The organism is Kitasatospora sp. Xyl93 (assembly GCF_055383135.1).
This window is the reverse complement of sequence record NZ_AP029185.1, coordinates 3,531,857-3,548,239: the sequence shown is the minus strand read 5'-3', so window position 1 is coordinate 3,548,239 and position 16,383 is coordinate 3,531,857. Positions and strand designations below refer to the sequence as shown.

Sequence of the window (16,383 nt, the reverse complement as noted above, 5' to 3'; positions counted from 1 at the left end):
GGAACGGCGGCATCCATGAGCGGAGTCGATGGATCGCGGGTTAGATTCGGGCGCATGATCGCTCCCGCCCCGCGTCCCGGCCCGCGTCCCGGCCCGGATTCCGCCCCGGATTCCGCCGCGCTTCCCGGCCCGGACTCCGGCCGGCACCTCGCCCCGCACGAGCTGCGGATCCTGGTCACGGTCGAGGAGGAGCAGAGCTTCACGGCGGCCGCCGCACGCCTGGGCACCACCCAGTCCGCCGTCTCGCACGCCGTGCGCGCCTGCGAGCGGAAGCTCGGCACGGTGCTCTTCGACCGCGGGCGCCACGGCGCACGCCCCACCGAGGGCGGCGCGCGGGCGGTGGCGTACGCCCGTCGGATCCTGCGGCTGCTGGACGCGATGGGCCCCGAGGTGCGCGGCGCGGGGGCCGCGGACGGGCCGCTGACCGGCACGCTGCGGATCGCCGCCTTCCGCAGCGCCGCCGCCCAGTTGCTCCCGCCCGTCCTGGCCCGGCTCGCCGAGCGCCACCCCGGGCTCGGCACCCGGGTCCGGATCGTCCGGGAGATCGGCCGCGGCACCGCCGGGGAGGTCGCCGACGGGCGCGCCGACCTCGGGCTGGCGACGCTCGACGCGGGCGGTCCGCCGCCGGTACCGGGCCTGGTCGCGGTGCCGCTGTACGAGGAGTCGTACGCGCTGGCGCACCCGCAGGGCCACCCGGCGCCGCGCGAACTCCCGCTGGTCGACTGGGACGAGAACTGCGGCTCGTACACCCGGGACTGGTGGCAGCGGCAGGACTGGATCCCGCCCGCGACCGTGGACGTGGAGGACGACACGGTGGCGCTCTCGCTGGTCGCCCAGGGCCTCGGCATGGCGATCATGCCCCGGACTGCGCTGCTCGGCGCCCCGTCCGGCCTCGCCGTCACCGACCTCGGGCCCCAGCCGCCCAGCCGTTCCGTCGGGTACGTCACCACGCCCGAGCTGGCCGGGGCGGCCGCCGTCCGGGCGCTGATCCGCGAACTGCGCGAACTGCCGCTCCCGGCCGGGCTGTCGGCGGCCCGGCCCTCGGCCGGTCAGGCCTCGGGGGTCTGACCGCGACGGTTCAGTCCCCGGCCGGCCGGTCCTCGGCCGTCTCGTCCTCGACGGATCGGTCCTCCTCGGATCGGTCCTCCTCGGACCGGTCTTCGTCGGTGCGGCCGTCGACGGCCTCCCGGAGCCTGCGGAACTCCTCGGCCAGTCCGTTCAGGGTGTAGTGGGCGTTGAGGCCGCTGGGGTTCGGCAGCACCCACACCTCGGTGTCGCCGATGCGCTCCGGCTGCCGGCCGAGCGCGGCCCGGCGCTGCCCGAACGCCGTCCGGTAGGCGCCGATCCCGAGCACCGCCAGGACGCGCGGACGCAGCCGCAGCACCCGTTCGCGCAGCGCGGCGCCGCCCTCGCGCAGCTCCTCGGCGGTCAGCTCGTCCGCCTTGGCGGTGGTGCGCGGGGCGACGTTGGTGATGCCCAGGCCGAGCGCGAGCAACTCCCGCTGCTCGTCCGGGCGGTACTGGCGCTCGGTGAAGCCGGAGCGGTACAGGGCGGGCCAGAAGCGGTTGCCCGGGCGGGCGAAGTGGTGCCCGGTGGCGCCGGACCACAGGCCCGGGTTGATGCCGCAGAACAGCACCCGCAGCCCGGGGCCGGAGACGTCCGGGATGGTGGTGTCCTTGGCGGCCAGCAGTTGCTCGGCGGTGGGCTTCATCGGTGGGCTCGGATTCACCCGGCCAAGTCTGCCGTGCCCTTCGCGGTGTCCTTCGCCGCGCCCTTGGCCGTGCTCTCCGTCGGGGCCGTCGGGGTCGTCGAAGTCGTCACGCCCGAAGCCGTCGCAGCCGAAGCCGAAGTCGCGGCCGCCGCCCGGCGGTTGCGCAGCCGGCGCAGGCCGAACACCACCGCGGCCGCGTAGGCCCAGCCGACGAAGACGTCGATGATGAAGTGCTCCGCGCCGTAGACCAGGGTGAAGGTCATCGCGAGCGGGTAGGCGACCAGGACCGCCCGCAGCCGGCGCCCGGCGGTGGGCCAGAAGAAGAACAGCAGCATCGCCGGGTAGGCGGAGTGCAGCGAGGGCATCGCGGCGACGTCGTTGGCGAACTGACTGCCGTTCTCCAGCAGGGAGTCGGCCTGCGGCAGCCCGCTCACCGAGATCACCTCCCAGACCACCCGGGACAGGTGCGGCAGGTTGCCCTCCTGGGAGACCAGCCACGGCGGGTCGGCCGGATAGAGGATGTAGGTGGCGAAGCCCGCGAAGGTGAGCGCCAGGTAGGCGGCGAGCAGCTGCCGGAACCGGTGGTGGGCACGCCGCCAGAGCACCGCGAGCAGCAGGTAGACGACGAAGAAGTGCGAGAGGTAGACGGCCACCGCGGCGTAGTCGTACCAGTGCGGCGAGCCGGAGTCGTAGAGGGCGTGCTGGAGCCGGACGGTCCAGGTCTCGCCGAAGCCGAGCACCTCGTCGAAGCGCAGCTGCGGCAGCCAGTGCGGGGCCCACGGGGTGTGTGCGCCGTAGCCGCGCAGCAGCGAGTACGTCCACACCACGGCCATCACCGGCACCCAGTCGCGCAGGACCAGGAGGAAGCCGCGGGGGCCGTGTCCGCTGTGCACGGCGGCGGTCAGCAGGGCGGTGATCAGCCAGAGGAACAGCACGTCGTTGGCCGCGGGGATGCCCTCGGTCCGGAGGAACCAGAGGAGGCACGTCAGGTAGAGCGGCCAGGCCAGCCAGCGGAGTCTCGACCAGCCCGTCACGCGTGGGCGGGGCGGAGGCACCGGGCGCGGCTGCCCGGCCCGCACGTCGTGCGGGGCCGGGGGGAGGGTCTTGGTCATGCGCACCGAAACTAGCAATCCAAACTTGGAGGACTCTGGGTGAAATATGACCGGATCGTAAGAACATCCGATTCGGTCGGCACCCGGTTGGACGGTCGGTCAGGGACGGTCAGGCCACGATGCCCAACTCGTGCGGGGTGTTGTTGAAGCGGCGGCCACCGGCCTCGGTGACGGTGACGATGTCCTCGATCCGGACACCGAACCGGCCGGGCAGGTAGATCCCGGGCTCGATCGAGAAGCACATGCCCGGCACCAGCGGCCGCTCCTCGCCCTCGACCAGGTACGGAGGTTCGTGCGTGGTGGTGCCGATGCCGTGGCCGGTGCGGTGGACGAAGTACTCGCCGTACCCGCCCTCGGTGATCACCCGGCGGGCGATCCGGTCGATCTCCTGGCACGCGATCCCGGGGCGGACCGCCTCGAACGCGGTCTGCTGGGCCAGCCGGACCAGGCCGTGCACCTTCCGCACCTCGTCCGGGACGTCCGGGCCGACGTGCACCGTACGGGTGGTGTCGGAGCCGTACCCGTCCTTCAGACCGCCGAAGTCCAGCACCACGGTGTCACCCGTACGGATGACCCGGTCACCGGCCTCATGGTGCGGATCGGCGCCGTTCGGGCCGGAGCCGACCACGGTGAAGTCGACCTGGCTGTGCCCGTACTGGATGAGCAGCGCGCCGAGGTCGGCGGCCACGTCGGACTCCCGGCGGCCGGCGAAGCGGACCTCCAGGATGCGCCGGTAGGCGGCGTCCGCCGCGCCGCCGGCCGCGGCCAGGCGGTCCAGCTCCTCGGTGTCCTTGACGGCACGCAGCATCGGCAGGCTGTCGGTGAACGAGGTGAAGGAGGCGCCGGGCAGCGCGGCCTGGAAGCCGAGCAGGTGCAGCGCCCAGGTGTTGTCGGAGACGCCGTACCGTCCGGCCGGGTCGAGCAGCGGGCCGACGGTGGCGAACGGGTCCGCGCCGTCGGACCAGTCGAGCAGCCGGACGGCCGGGGCGCCGACCGCCTTCTCGGCGTCCGGACGCTCCAACCTGGGGACCACCAGGGCGGGTTCGCGCCCGGCGGTGAGGACGAGGGCGGTCAACCGCTCGGTGGTCGCGGTGGGCGAGTAGCCGCACAGGTAGACCAGGTCGGGGCCGGGGGCGACGACCAGGCCGGCCAGCCCGGCGGCGGTCGCCTCGGCGGTGGCGCGGGCCATCCGGGCGGTGTGGTCCTCGACGGTGAAGGGGCGGGGCACGGCGGGTCCTCCTCTGGGCCGGACGGGCTCGGCTGAGCCTTCGTCAGGTCAACTCCATCACTTCCCGGTCCAGTTGGCGAAGCCCTCGGGGAGGCGCCGGTGCGGTCCGGGCGGCGGGTCGGCGGCTCCCCGTCGGGCCGGCAGCGCGCCGGCGGGCCCGTCGGTGCCGGGGCGGGGCGGGGGCGGGCGCGGACCGGGCCGGGGGACGCGGCGGCCGGGGCGAGGCGCAGGCCGGCCAGCGCGGCCGTGGCCAGCAGGACGAGCGCCGGCCAGGACGGCCGACGGGCGGCGGCCGCCCAGCCGGGCCGCCGGGGTCCGCCGCCGGGGGTGCCGGGGGCGTCAGGCGTGCCGGGACGGGCGCGTCCGGTGCGGCCGGGCGGGGGCGCGTCCGTGGAACTCATCCGGTCCTCCTCCGGTGCGGCGCCGCCGTGGCTCGGCCGGTCGGCCGGGGCCGGACCCGCGTCGGTTGCCGGACACGGCTGAACGGGCCGGCGGGCCGGACGGATCGCACGGGTGGCGCGGGGTCTCCGGTGCGACGGGGCCGCGGCCGCTCCGGGAAGGCCCCCGGGCGGGCGGTACGCGGTCAGTTCACCCGTCTGCCGGGCCCGCCGCATGCGGCGAGCGGCCGTGCGGGTGACCGGCGGCCGGGCCCGGGTGCTGGTTCCTGGCCGGACGACGGTCCGCCCCGGTGAAGGTCCTGCCCGGGCGAGAGTCCTGCCCGGGCACCGGTCACGCCCGGGGTCAGTCCTGCGGGGCGCCCGATCCCTCGGCGGGCCAGGCGGCGCGGCGCAGCGTGCGGCTCGCGGTCGCGACCAGCAGGGCGGCGGCGAGCAGGGCGCTGATCGCGACCAGTACGGCGGCGGGGGAGGAGCGGTCCAGCAGCAGACCGGTGAGGAAGGTCCCGGCGGGCATGCCGGCGGTGAGCAGCGTCATGGTCGCGGCGATCACCCGGCCGCGCAGCGCGTCCGGCACCTGGCGGAAGACCAGCAGGTCGAGCATCACCCGCATGGCCGGCACGCCCGCGCCGAACACGAACAGGGCGGCGAAGACGGTCGGCGTCCCGCCGGGCAGCAGCGGCGCCAGCGGGACCAGGACGGTGATCCAGCCCATTGCCAGCAGCAGCATGCCGGGGCCGGCCAGCCGGTGCAGCCGGGCGACCAGGGTGGCGCCGGCCAGCGCCCCGACCGCCTCGCCGGCGAGGGCCAGGCCGATCCCGGCGCTGCCGGTGCCGTGCTCGCGCAGCAGCACCATGACGGGCAGCAGCAGCGCGGCCCCGGTCAGGTTGATCACCAGCAGGACGGCCAGGGCGGCCCGCAGCAGCGGGGAGGCGGCGAGGACGCGGAAGCCGTCCAGGGCGCCGCCCCCGGCACGCCGGCCGGGAGCCCCGGACTCGTGCGGGCTGGGGAAGCGCACCGCGAGGGCGGCCGCCAGCGCGAGCAGTGAGGCGAGCGCGGCCCCGAGGAAGGGGACCGCCCGGCCGAGCCCGAACAGGAACCCGGCCAGCGGCGGTCCGGCCAGCGCCGCCCCGCTCATCCGGGCCTCGTCCTGGGCCAGCGCCTGGGACAGCTGCTCCGGCGGGACCACCGAGCGCAGTGCGAGCAGCCGGACCGGGCCGCTGTAGGCGACGGTCGCGCCGATCACGGCGGCGACGAGCAGCAGGTGGGCCAGGTGCGGCGGGCCGAACGCCAGGGCCGCCGGGACGCTGGCGAGGGCGAGCAGCCGGGCGCCGTCGGCGGTGATCAGCACCCGGCGGCGGTCCACCCGGTCGGCGACCAGGCCGCCGTGGACGCCCAGCACCAGGGTGGTGGCCATCTGCACGGCGCCGAAGGCCCCGGCGGCGGCGGAGGAGCCGGTGAGCGCGAGGACCAGCAGGGGGAAGGCGGTGTCGCCGATCACCATGCCGAGGGTCGCGGAGGCCTGGCCGGCCCAGAGGGCCTGGAACCGCAGGTTGCGCCGCAGCGGTACGGGCGGCGGTGGTACGGACGGTGTCGGTTCGGTCGGCGGCGGCTCGGACGGTGTCGGCTCGGAGCGAGAGAGTGCGGCTGGCGGTGCGTCGTCCGGTCGGAGTCGCGTCGGTGCCGTCGTCGTCGGCTGGTCCGTCATGTCCTGCCTCCATCGTTCGCGATCGCCGCAGTCATTCACGTTCATGTGAATGATCTCTGAATCGTGATTGCTTGCGCAAGGGTGATCGATAGCTCGATGGTGAGCGCTCACCGGGGCGTGATTGCGGACGGAGCGGCCGATCTGGAAGGGTGGCCCCGTGGTCGAGCACGCACCGGAAGCCGCCGACAGCGGCGAGCAGCAGCCCGTCACCTGGGTCAAGGAACGCCAGGTGTCCGACGTCGCGGTGCTCAAGGCGCTGGCCGACCCGCTGCGCCTGGCCATCCTCGGCGCCCTGCAGTCCTCCGAGGACCGCCCGCTGACGGCCAAGGAGCTCGCCGCCGCGCTGGACGAGCCGCAGACCAAGCTCTACCGGCACATCAAGCAGTTGGAGAAGGCCGGGCTGGTCCTGGTGGCCGGCACCCGGCTGGTCTCCGGCATCGTGGAGAGCCGCTACCGGGCCGCCCAGGGGGCGATCCGGCTGGCCCCGGGGATGTTCACCGCCGGCTCCCCGACCCGCTCCGAGGCGTACGACGCCGTCCTGGCCGCGATGGATCGGGTGCGGTCCGACTTCCGCGCCAGGATCGCCGAGGGCCGGCTGGACTTCGGCCGGGCGCCGGGTGACCCGGGCCCGCCGTCCGGGCTGTTCGCGGACTTCGCGCTGCGGCTCAGCCCCGACCGGCTGGACCGGTTGCGTTCCCAACTGGCCGAAATCTTCGACGAACTGAACGAGGAAGGGCCGAGTTCGGCCGAGGACGCGCTGGACGTGACCGTCTTCACCCTGCTCTACGGTCTCCGACCGGGCACGGAATCATAAATTCCGGGCCGACTGTCGGTGCGGTGGGACACCATGGCGGCCATGTCCTATGAACTCCAGGCGCTGATAGGAACTCGGGAGCTGCTGACGCTGGCTGCGGCGGAGGTTCCGGCGGCCCGGGTGGTGCCCCTGGCGCAGGGGCTGGCGCTGATTCCGGTCACCTCCGCCGTCCTCGCCGCGCTCCAGGGAGACGGCGGGGTGCGCGGGTCAGGCGGCGGGGCCGGGTTCGGGTGGCACTCGGACGGCTTCGAACTCCGGCTGGCCGCCTGGTCGAAGGCCGGCCCGATCGCCTGCGTCGAGGCGGACTACTTCGGCGGCAGCGGCACCCAGCGGGCCGCCGTCTGGGCGGACGGCGGGATCGCCCTCGGCCCGCTCACCATCGGCGAGTTCGAGCCCTCCCCGGCCGAGGGCACCCCGATCTCCCGCGCCCTGCGGCGGATCGGCGCGCGCACCGAGGAGGGCCGGGTGGACGAGTTCGAGTCGGTCGGCCTGGGCCGGCACCGCAGCACCGGCGGCTGGGCGGAGCCGACCGGCTGACCTCGCGGCCCCGGCCCCGGCCCCGGCCCGCACCCGTACCCGTGCCGCTCCCGCGCCCTTGCCCGTACCCCGCCCGCGCTCAGCGCGAGCCGGGGGTGTCGGCGCGCCAGCGCTGACCGATGGAGCGGAGGAGGGCGGGGTAGACGCCGAGGTGGCGGAACGGCTTGATGGCGGCCATGTAGAGCCGGCCGAAGGGGCCGTTGGGCTTGACCAGGACGGCCATCTGGGCGTGGTAGGTGCCGCTGCCGGGGGAGGTCTCGACCCAGCCGAGGTGGAGGACCCCGTGGACGGTGCGGTTGGCCATCTCGGCGGTCCACTCGTCGTGGAGCCGGTAGACGGAGCGGAACGGCGCCGAACGGGTGTCGGGGCCGCGCGGGGCGTCGCGGAGGTCGGCGGGGAGGCGGTCGCGGAGGGTGGGGACGCGGGCGCCGAGGCCGGTGTCGGGCTTGTCCCAGCCGAGCAGGCCGCCGAGCTTCCAGCGGATCGCGAAGAGGAGGCGGACGACGGGGGAGTCGGACATCGGGGCACCGGCACCGTTGGCGAACTGGTCGACCAGCCGGTCGAGGTCGTCGGGGCCGCCGGGGGTCGGCAGGGCCCAGACGTCCTCCAGGTGGAAGTCGAGGGCGATCTCGTGGATCCGCCACGGGCGGGAGGTGTGGGCCGTGCTGGGGAGTCTCATCTGCGGTGCCCCTGTCTGTACGGTGCCGTATAGAAGCAGGCTAGACCCGTGTGTACGGTGGCGTATACGCAAGGGTGCGAGCGTGAGGAGCGACACAGTGGAACGAGACGCGGCGAGGAGCCCGGCATGGGTGTGACGCGGACGCCGCGCGCCCGGTGGATCGAGGAGGGCCTGCGGGCGCTCGCGGCCGGCGGCCCGGACGCGGTGCGGGTGGAGCCGTTGGCGCAGGCGCTCGGCGTCACCAAGGGCGGCTTCTACGGGTACTTCCGCAACCGCGGCGCGCTGCTCGACGAGATGCTCGACACCTGGGAGCGGGAGGTCACCGAGGGCGTGATCGCCCAGGTCGAGGACGAGGGCGGCGACGCCCGCACCCGGCTCGGGCGGCTCTTCGCGATCGCCGCCACCAGTGGCGACGGACCGGTGACCGGCACCACCGTCGACCTGGCGATCCGCGACTGGGCGCGGCGCGACGAGGCGGTCGCCGAGCGCCTGCGCCGGGTGGACAACCGCCGGATGGCGTACCTGCGTTCGCTCTACTCGTCGTTCTGCCCCGACCCGGACGACGTCGAGGTCCGCAGCCTGGTCAGCTTCTCGCTCCGGATCGGCCACCACCTCGTCGCCGTCGACCACGAGGGCCGCAGCCGCGCCGAGGTGATGGAACTGACCCGCGACTGGCTCCTGCGCTGAGCCCGCCCCGGGTTCGCACCCCGCGGCCGAACGCGACGGGCGCGACAGGGGCGCGGTGCCGAAGACGTCTTCGGCACCGCGCCCCCGCCGCGCCCGGTGGCCGCTCGCAGCTCGCGTCCCCGCGGACCGGGGCCGGTCCTAGCGGTAGTTCACGTACTGGATCGCGAAGTCCAGGTCCTTGCCCTTGAGCAGGGCCTGCACGGCCTGGAGGTCGTCGCGGCTCTTCGAGCTGACGCGCAGCTCGTCGCCCTGGACCTGCGCCTTGACGCCCTTCGGGCCCTCGTCACGGATGATCTTCGCGACCTTCTTCGCGTCCTCCGTGGTGATGCCCTCCTTGACGTTGGCGAAGATCTTGTACTCCTTGCCGGACAGCTGGGGCTCGTTGGCGTCCAGGGCCTTCAGCGACAGGCCGCGCTTGACGAACTTGGTCTGGAGGATGTCCAGAACGGCGCGCACGCGCTCCTCGCCGTTCGCCTTCATCTCGATCTTCTCGCCGGTGCGGCTGATCTCGGCGCCCACGTTCTTGAAGTCGAAGCGCGTCGCGATCTCGCGGGAGGTCTGGTTGATCGCGTTGTCGACCTCCTGCCACTCGACCTTCGAGACGATGTCGAAACTGGAGTCGGCCATGGGTGTTGGTCTCCTTGATGCTCTGGCTTCACTGGCGCGGCCCGCCCACCGGGCGTCCGCGGTCCCAGCCTATCCAGCGCCACACCGGCCCCGCCCGTAGCGGTCGCCCGAGGTTTCCTGATCGTCGCGTGACCTATCGAGTGGCGGAGCACCCCCCGGCATCGGGTATGGTTTACCACGTCGAACGGGGTGAACGCCCCGGGAAACGAAGATCCTGGCTGGTTGCCCGAGCGGCCAAAGGGAGCAGACTGTAAATCTGTCGCGCAAGCTACGCAGGTTCGAACCCTGCACCAGCCACAGGATGGAAACAGCCCCCGATCTGCGGAAACGCAGATCGGGGGCTGTTTCGTCTGTCCGGGGCCGTTCCGCGGGGGCGGGGCTCCGGGCGGACTTATTGCACATTGCTTGCAATTACGTGTTGCAGGCAGCAGAGTGGGGTGCCGGGGGTGGGAGTCCTTCGACAGAGCTGATCGTCTTCCCAGCCGGCGACCGCCGGGACAACGGCTCGCCCCACCCCCGCCAACAGCCACCGGACAGGGCCCGCACGGCATGGCGGCCGTGTCGAGGACGCCGCGTCAAGGGCGCGTCAGGGCCGCTCGTGGCGGCGTCAGGAAGGTGTAGAGGCCCGTCGGGCGACGGGCGGGCGGACCGCAGGATCGGACCAACTACCGACTGCGGAGGTCCCGTCCGATGTCCAGCGCCACCACCCCGGCCGTCGCGGCCGACCCCCAGCCTCCGGACACCGGCGCCGGTGCCGACGACGAGCGGCACCGGCTCAGCGCGCTCGGCGGGCTGGCCGCGCTCTCCCTGGACGCCATGGCCTCGGTCGCGTACGGGCCGGAGTCGATCGTGCTTGTGCTGGCCGCCGCCGGGTCGTTCGGGCTGGGCTTCACGCTGCCGGTCACCGCGGCGATCGCGGTGCTGCTGGCGGTGCTGGTCGCCTCCTACCGGCAGGTGATCGCGGCGTTCCCGGACGGCGGCGGCTCCTACGCGGTGGCCAAGGCGCACCTGGGCCGCCGGACCGCGCTCACCGCGGCCGCCTCGCTGGTGATCGACTACGTGCTGAACGTCGCGGTCTCCGTCACCGCCGGCGTGGCCGCGCTCACCTCGGCCGTGCCGGGCCTGTACGGCGACCGGGTCTGGCTCTGCCTGGGCGTGCTGGCGCTGGTCACCGCGGTGAACCTGCGCGGGATCGCCGAGTCGGCCCGCTGGTTCCTGGCGCCGACGGCCGTCTTCGTGCTCTCCGTCCTGGCGATCGTCGTGGCCGGACTGCTCCGGGACGGCCCGGCCAGCACCGCGGCCGCCGCCGGCCACGCCTCCACCCTCGCCGGGAACGCCACCACCGTCGGCGCGCTGCTGCTGCTCAAGGCCTTCGCGGCCGGCTGCGCCGCGCTGACCGGCGTGGAGGCGGTGGCCAACGCCGTCCCCTCCTTCCGTACCCCGCGGGTCCGGCGCGCGCAGCACACCGAGGTCGCGCTCGGCGCCCTGCTCGGCGTGATGCTGATCGGGCTGGCCGTGCTGATCGGCCGCTTCCACCTCGAGCCGGTCGAGGGCGTCACCGTGCTCGCCCAGCTCGCCGACGCCTCGCTCGGCCACGGCTTCGGCTTCTACGTCGTCCAGTCCGCCACCGTGGTGCTGCTCGGACTGGCCGCCAACACCTCCTTCGGCGGCCTGCCGGTGCTGCTCGACCTGCTCGCCCGCGACAACCACCTCCCGCACCTGTTCGCGCTGCGCGCCGACCGCCAGGTGTACCGGTACGGCGTGCTCTTCCTGGCCGCCGTGTCGGCCGCGCTGCTGGCCGGCTCCGGCGGGGACGTCAACAGCCTGGTGCCGCTGTTCTCCATCGGCGTCTTCGTCGGCTTCACCGTCTGCCAGGTCGGGATGGTCCGGCACTGGCTGCTGCACCGGCCCGCCGGCTGGCGGGCCAGGGCCGCGCTGAACGGCCTCGGGGCGCTGCTCACCGGCATCGCCGCGCTGGTCGTCACCGGCACGAAGTTCACCGAGGGCGCCTGGGGCATCGTGGTGGCGCTCCCGCTGCTGGTGGTGCTGTTCGAGGCCGTCCACCGCAGCTACGCGCGGATCGGCGAGCGGCTGGAACTGGGCCGGGTGCCCGGCCCGGTGACCCGGCAGCGCAGCCTGGTCGTCGTCCCGGTGACCGCGATCACCCGGCTGACCAGGGACGGCCTGTCGGCGGCGCTCTCGCTCGGCGACGAGGTGATGGCGGTGACCGTGGTGCACGAGCCGGCCGCCGCCGAGGCGCTGCGCCGGGACTGGGAGCTGTGGCGGCCGGGCGTGCCGCTGGTGGAGCTCCCGGACGTCCACCGCCGGCTGGGCCGGCCGATCGCCGACTTCGTCAACGAGCTGCGAGCGGAGCACGCCTACGACCGGCTGACGGTCCTGATCCCCGAGGTGGAGCCGGCCCGCTGGTGGCAGCGGGCGCTGCAGAACCGGCGCGGGGCGGTGATCGACCGCGCCCTGCGCCGGCACGCCGACGCGGTGGTCTGCAGGCTGCGCATGCGGATGTGACCGGGGCCGTCCAGTCCCCCGTTCCCGCGGGACGGTCGCCACTGCCGCCGGACCAGCCTCCGTAACCGCCGCCGGACCAGCCTCCGTAACCGCTGTCGGACCCGCTGCCGGACCCGCCGGGCCGGCCGCGGATCAGCCTCCGTGACCGCTGTCGGACCGCCGCCGGAGCAGCCGCCAGGATCTCGGCCCGATCACGACGGTCTCGGTCCGGTGAAGCGCCCGTCAAAGCCGCGTCAACGTCGCGCTATCACCCGTATGGACGGCGTCAGGGCCCTCATGACGCGCCCCTGACGGCTGGTTTGCTGCATCTGCCGGTCGTCCACCGGCGCCGCGCGAGCCCCTCCGGCCAGGTCGCGGCCTCTCCCGAACCACTCTGGTGGAGCCCATGTCCGATCTCATCTACGTCGGTGTCACGGTCGCCGTGTTCGCCGTCATCGCCCTGGTCGCGCGGGGGGTGGAGAGGCTGTGAGTGCGGAGAACATCGCTGGTCTGGTCGTGGCCGTCGCACTCGTCGGCTACCTCGTCGTGGCGCTGATCTTCCCGGAGAAGTTCTGACATGGGATCCACTCTCGCGGGCTGGCTCCAGGTCCTCGCCCTCGTCGGCGCGCTGGCTCTGTGCTACCGCCCACTCGGCGACTACATCGCCAAGCTCCTCACCTCCGCCAAGCACCTCAGAGCCGAGCGCGGCGTCTACAAGCTGATCGGCGTCGACGGCGACGCCGACCAGCGCTGGCCGGTCTACCTCCGCTCGGTGCTGGCCTTCTCCGCGGTGTCCGTGCTCTTCCTCTACGCCCTGATCCGCCTCCAGGGCCACCTGCTGCTGAGCCTGGGCGTTCCGCAGATGGAGGGCCACCAGGCCTGGAACACCGCCATCTCGTTCGTCGCCAACACCAACTGGCAGTCCTACGGCGGCGAGTCCGCGATGGGCCACCTGGTGCAGATGGCGGGCCTGGCGGTGCAGAACTTCGTCTCCGCGGCCGTCGGCATCGCCGTCGTCGCCGCGCTGGTACGGGGCTTCACCCGCAACCGGACGGACCGGGTCGGCAACTTCTGGGTGGACCTCACCCGGATCAACCTGCGCCTGCTGCTGCCGATCTCGATCGTCTTCGCCCTGGTCCTGGCCGCCAACGGCGTGATCCAGAACTTCCACGGCTTCCACGAGGTCACCACCCTCGCGGGCGGGGTGCAGAAGATACCCGGCGGCCCGGTGGCGTCCCAGGAGGTCATCAAGCTGCTCGGCACCAACGGCGGCGGCTTCTTCAACGCCAACTCGGCGCACCCGTTCGAGAACCCGACCGGCTTCACCAACCTGGTCGAGGTCTTCCTGATCCTGCTGATCCCGTTCGCGCTGCCGCGGGCCTTCGGCCGGATGGTCGGGGACGACCGCCAGGGCTACGCGATCGTCGCGGTGATGGGCCTGTTCTGGGCCGCCTCCACCGCCCTGATGACCCTCGCCGAGTCGCAGCACTCCGGCACGGCCCTGCAGGCCGCGGGCGCCGCGATGGAGGGCAAGGAGCAGCGCTTCGGCATCGCCGCCGGCTCGCTGTTCGCCGCCTCGACCACGCTGACCTCGACCGGTGCGGTGAACTCCTTCCACGACTCGTACACGCCGTTCGGCGGCGGGCTGGCGGTCTTCGACATGATGCTGGGCGAGATCGCGCCCGGCGGTGTGGGCTCCGGCCTGTACGGCATGCTGGTGCTGGCCGTCGTGGCGGTGTTCGTCGCCGGCCTGATGGTCGGGCGCACCCCCGAGTACCTGGGCAAGAAGCTCGGTGGCCGGGAGATGAAGTTCGCCTCGCTGTACATCCTCACCACGCCGACGATCGTGCTGGTCGGCACGGGTGTGGCGATGGCCCTGCCGGGTGAGCGCGCCGGGATGCTCAACTCGGGTGCCCACGGATTCTCCGAGGTGCTGTACGCCTTCACCTCCGCGAGCAACAACAACGGCTCGGCCTTCGGCGGCATCACCGTCAACACCGACTGGTACGACACCGCGCTCGGCCTGGCGATGATCTTCGGCCGTCTGCTGCCGATCGTCTTCGTCCTGGCGCTGGCGGGTTCGCTCGCCCAGCAGCAGCCGGTCCCGGCCACCCCGGGCACCCTGCCCACCCACAAGCCGCTGTTCGTGGGTTTGCTGTCGGGCGTGATCCTGATCGTCGTCGGCCTCACCTACTTCCCGGCCCTGGCTCTCGGGCCGATCGCGGAAGGTCTGTCCTCCTGATGTCCACCCCAACGCTCAACCCCGCACCGGCCGAGACCCACGCCGAGCCCGCCGCCCCGCACAGAGCGGCCGGCGGCCTGCTCGACCCGAAGCTGATCCTCGCGTCCCTGCCGGACGCGGTGAGGAAGCTCGACCCCCGGGTGATGGTCAAGAACCCGGTGATGTTCGTGGTCGAGGTCGGCTCGGTGGTCACCACCGTCGCCGCGATCGCGGACCCGTCCGTCTTCGCCTGGGCCATCACCGTCTGGCTCTGGCTGACCACGGTCTTCGCCAACCTGGCCGAGGCCGTCGCCGAGGGCCGCGGCAAGGCCCAGGCCGACACCCTGCGCAGGACCAAGACCGAGAGCGTCGCCCGCCGGCTGACGAACTGGCCCGCCACCCGGGACGAGGAGGAGGTGCCCGGCACCGCGCTGAGGCTCGGCGACCACGTGGTGGTCGAGGCCGGGCAGGTCATCCCCGGGGACGGCGACGTCGTCGAGGGCGTCGCGAGCGTCGACGAGTCGGCGATCACCGGCGAGTCCGCGCCCGTCATCCGCGAGTCCGGCGGCGACCGCAGCGCCGTCACCGGCGGCACCAAGGTGCTGTCCGACCGGATCGTGGTGAAGATCGCCTCGGAGCCCGGCAAGTCCTTCATCGACCGGATGATCGCCCTGGTCGAGGGCGCCGCCCGGCAGAAGACGCCGAACGAGATCGCGCTCAACATCCTGCTGGCCTCGCTGACCATCGTCTTCCTCGTCGCCGTGGTCACGCTCCAGCCGATGGCCACCTACGCGGGCGCCCCGCAGTCGATGATCGTGCTGGTCGCCCTGATCGTGGCGCTCATCCCGACCACCATCGGCGCGCTGCTCTCCGCGATCGGCATCGCCGGCATGGACCGCCTGGTGCAGCGCAACGTGCTGGCGATGTCCGGCCGCGCCGTCGAGGCCGCCGGCGACGTCAACACCCTGCTGCTCGACAAGACCGGCACCATCACCCTGGGCAACCGCCAGGCCGCCGAGTTCGTCCCGGCACCCGGCGTCGGCCAGGACGAACTGGCCAGTGCCGCGCAGCTGTCCTCCCTCGCGGACGAGACCCCCGAGGGCCGCTCGATCGTGGTCCTCGCCAAGACCGGGTACGGCCTGCGGGCCCGCGCCCAGGGCGAGCTGACCCACGCCACCTGGGTCCCGTTCACCGCCCAGACCCGGATGTCGGGCGTGGACCTGGACGAGGCCGACGGCGTCCACCAGGTCCGCAAGGGCGCGGCCGGCGCGGTCACCAACTGGGTCGCCGAGAACGGCGGCCGGGTCACCGACGAGGTGTCGACGCTGGTCGACGGCATCTCGGCGGCCGGCGGCACCCCGCTGGTGGTGGCGACCAAGGTCGGCTCGGCCCCGGCCAGGGTCCTGGGGGTCGTCCACCTCAAGGACGTGGTCAAGGAGGGCATGCGGGAGCGGTTCGACGAGCTGCGCCGGATGGGCATCAAGACCATCATGATCACGGGCGACAACCCGCTGACCGCCAAGGCGATCGCGGAGGAGGCCGGCGTGGACGACTTCCTCGCCGAGGCCACGCCCGAGGACAAGATGGCCCTGATCAAGAAGGAGCAGGAGGGCGGCAAGCTGGTCGCGATGACCGGCGACGGCACCAACGACGCCCCCGCGCTCGCCCAGGCCGACGTCGGCGTCGCGATGAACACCGGGACCATGGCGGCCAAGGAGGCCGGCAACATGGTCGACCTGGACTCCAACCCGACCAAGCTGATCGAGATCGTGGAGATCGGCAAGCAGCTGCTGATCACCCGCGGTGCGCTGACCACCTTCTCGATCGCCAACGACGTGGCCAAGTACTTCGCGATCATCCCCGCGATGTTCGCCGGGGTCTACCCGGGCCTGAGCCACCTCAACATCATGGGCCTGCACAGCCCGCAGTCCGCGATCACCTCGGCGATCGTCTTCAACGCCCTGGTCATCATCGGCCTCATCCCGCTCGCCCTGCGCGGCGTGAAGTACCGGCCCGCCGACGCGAGTTCGCTGCTGCGCCGCAACATCGGGCTCTACGGCTTCGGCGGCCTGGTGGTGCCCTTCGTCGGCATCAAACTGATCGACCTGATCGTCCAGTTCATCCCCGGCCTCAGCTGACGCGGGGAAGGAGAGGAAAAC

The 16,383-nt window shown here is 73.2% G+C and carries 14 protein-coding genes and 1 tRNA gene; 9 read left to right on the top strand and 6 right to left on the bottom strand.

Going from position 1 to position 16,383, the window contains the following annotated elements:
* The first annotated feature begins 54 nt into the window (after window positions 1–54).
* A complete protein-coding gene (locus tag ACZ5GH_RS15740) occupies window positions 55–1,068 on the top strand; it encodes a LysR family transcriptional regulator (protein WP_464334523.1) in 1,014 nt (337 codons plus the stop codon).
* Window positions 1,069–1,078: 10 nt separating this feature from the next.
* Here ACZ5GH_RS15740 and mug read toward each other — a convergent pair whose 3' ends face one another.
* From mug to ACZ5GH_RS15720, 4 genes are all read right to left on the bottom strand, one after another.
* Window positions 1,079–1,711 (bottom strand): G/U mismatch-specific DNA glycosylase, encoded by a 633-nt coding sequence (gene mug, locus ACZ5GH_RS15735; RefSeq protein ID WP_464336833.1) that lies wholly within the window; start codon window positions 1,709–1,711, stop codon window positions 1,079–1,081.
* 14 nt (window positions 1,712–1,725) lie between these two features.
* Window positions 1,726–2,823: a phosphatase PAP2 family protein gene (locus tag ACZ5GH_RS15730; RefSeq protein WP_464334522.1), complete on the bottom strand. Its 1,098-nt coding sequence runs from the start codon at window positions 2,821–2,823 to the stop codon at window positions 1,726–1,728.
* A gap of 109 nt (window positions 2,824–2,932) precedes the next feature.
* On the bottom strand, window positions 2,933–4,012 hold the full coding sequence (locus ACZ5GH_RS15725; protein ID WP_387753225.1) for an aminopeptidase P family protein: 1,080 nt from the start codon (window positions 4,010–4,012) through the stop codon (window positions 2,933–2,935).
* A gap of 780 nt (window positions 4,013–4,792) precedes the next feature.
* Window positions 4,793–6,154: an MFS transporter gene (locus tag ACZ5GH_RS15720; protein ID WP_464334521.1), complete on the bottom strand. Its 1,362-nt coding sequence runs from the start codon at window positions 6,152–6,154 to the stop codon at window positions 4,793–4,795.
* Between the two features lie 157 nt (window positions 6,155–6,311).
* Here ACZ5GH_RS15720 and ACZ5GH_RS15715 point away from each other — a divergent pair, with 157 nt between their 5' ends.
* A complete protein-coding gene (locus tag ACZ5GH_RS15715; RefSeq protein ID WP_464334520.1) occupies window positions 6,312–6,968 on the top strand; it encodes an ArsR/SmtB family transcription factor in 657 nt (218 codons plus the stop codon).
* Between the two features lie 42 nt (window positions 6,969–7,010).
* Complete coding sequence (locus tag ACZ5GH_RS15710; protein ID WP_464334519.1) at window positions 7,011–7,505, top strand: hypothetical protein; 495 nt, start codon at window positions 7,011–7,013, stop codon at window positions 7,503–7,505.
* Window positions 7,506–7,584: 79 nt separating this feature from the next.
* On the opposite strand, the gene ACZ5GH_RS15705 is transcribed toward ACZ5GH_RS15710, so the two are convergent.
* Window positions 7,585–8,184, bottom strand: coding sequence for a DUF2867 domain-containing protein (locus tag ACZ5GH_RS15705; RefSeq protein ID WP_464334518.1), 600 nt, complete (start codon window positions 8,182–8,184; stop codon window positions 7,585–7,587).
* Window positions 8,185–8,310: 126 nt separating this feature from the next.
* Here ACZ5GH_RS15705 and ACZ5GH_RS15700 point away from each other — a divergent pair, with 126 nt between their 5' ends.
* Window positions 8,311–8,871 carry a TetR/AcrR family transcriptional regulator gene (locus tag ACZ5GH_RS15700; protein ID WP_387753153.1) on the top strand — a complete coding sequence of 187 codons (561 nt, stop codon included), beginning with the start codon at window positions 8,311–8,313 and terminating at the stop codon, window positions 8,869–8,871.
* A 138-nt stretch (window positions 8,872–9,009) separates the two neighbouring features.
* On the opposite strand, the gene ACZ5GH_RS15695 is transcribed toward ACZ5GH_RS15700, so the two are convergent.
* Window positions 9,010–9,498 (bottom strand): YajQ family cyclic di-GMP-binding protein, encoded by a 489-nt coding sequence (locus ACZ5GH_RS15695; RefSeq protein WP_464334517.1) that lies wholly within the window; start codon window positions 9,496–9,498, stop codon window positions 9,010–9,012.
* Between the two features lie 216 nt (window positions 9,499–9,714).
* On the opposite strand from ACZ5GH_RS15695, the gene ACZ5GH_RS15690 reads away from it, so the two are divergent.
* The 5 genes from ACZ5GH_RS15690 (at window position 9,715) to kdpB (ending at window position 16,362) form a co-directional block, all read left to right on the top strand.
* Window positions 9,715–9,795 (top strand) — tRNA-Tyr (locus ACZ5GH_RS15690).
* Between the two features lie 393 nt (window positions 9,796–10,188).
* Window positions 10,189–12,024 (top strand): APC family permease, encoded by a 1,836-nt coding sequence (locus ACZ5GH_RS15685; protein WP_464334516.1) that lies wholly within the window; start codon window positions 10,189–10,191, stop codon window positions 12,022–12,024.
* A gap of 465 nt (window positions 12,025–12,489) precedes the next feature.
* Window positions 12,490–12,579, top strand: a complete 90-nt coding sequence (kdpF, locus tag ACZ5GH_RS15680) for a K(+)-transporting ATPase subunit F (RefSeq protein WP_045693083.1) — start codon at window positions 12,490–12,492, stop codon at window positions 12,577–12,579.
* 1 nt (window position 12,580) lies between these two features.
* Window positions 12,581–14,245, top strand: a complete 1,665-nt coding sequence (kdpA, locus tag ACZ5GH_RS15675) for a potassium-transporting ATPase subunit KdpA (protein WP_464334515.1) — start codon at window positions 12,581–12,583, stop codon at window positions 14,243–14,245.
* Entirely contained in the window at window positions 14,245–16,362 is a 2,118-nt protein-coding gene (gene kdpB / locus ACZ5GH_RS15670; RefSeq protein WP_464334514.1) for a potassium-transporting ATPase subunit KdpB, read from the top strand. Before kdpA ends, kdpB begins: the two co-directional genes overlap by 1 nt.
* The last annotated feature ends 21 nt before the right edge of the window (window positions 16,363–16,383 follow it).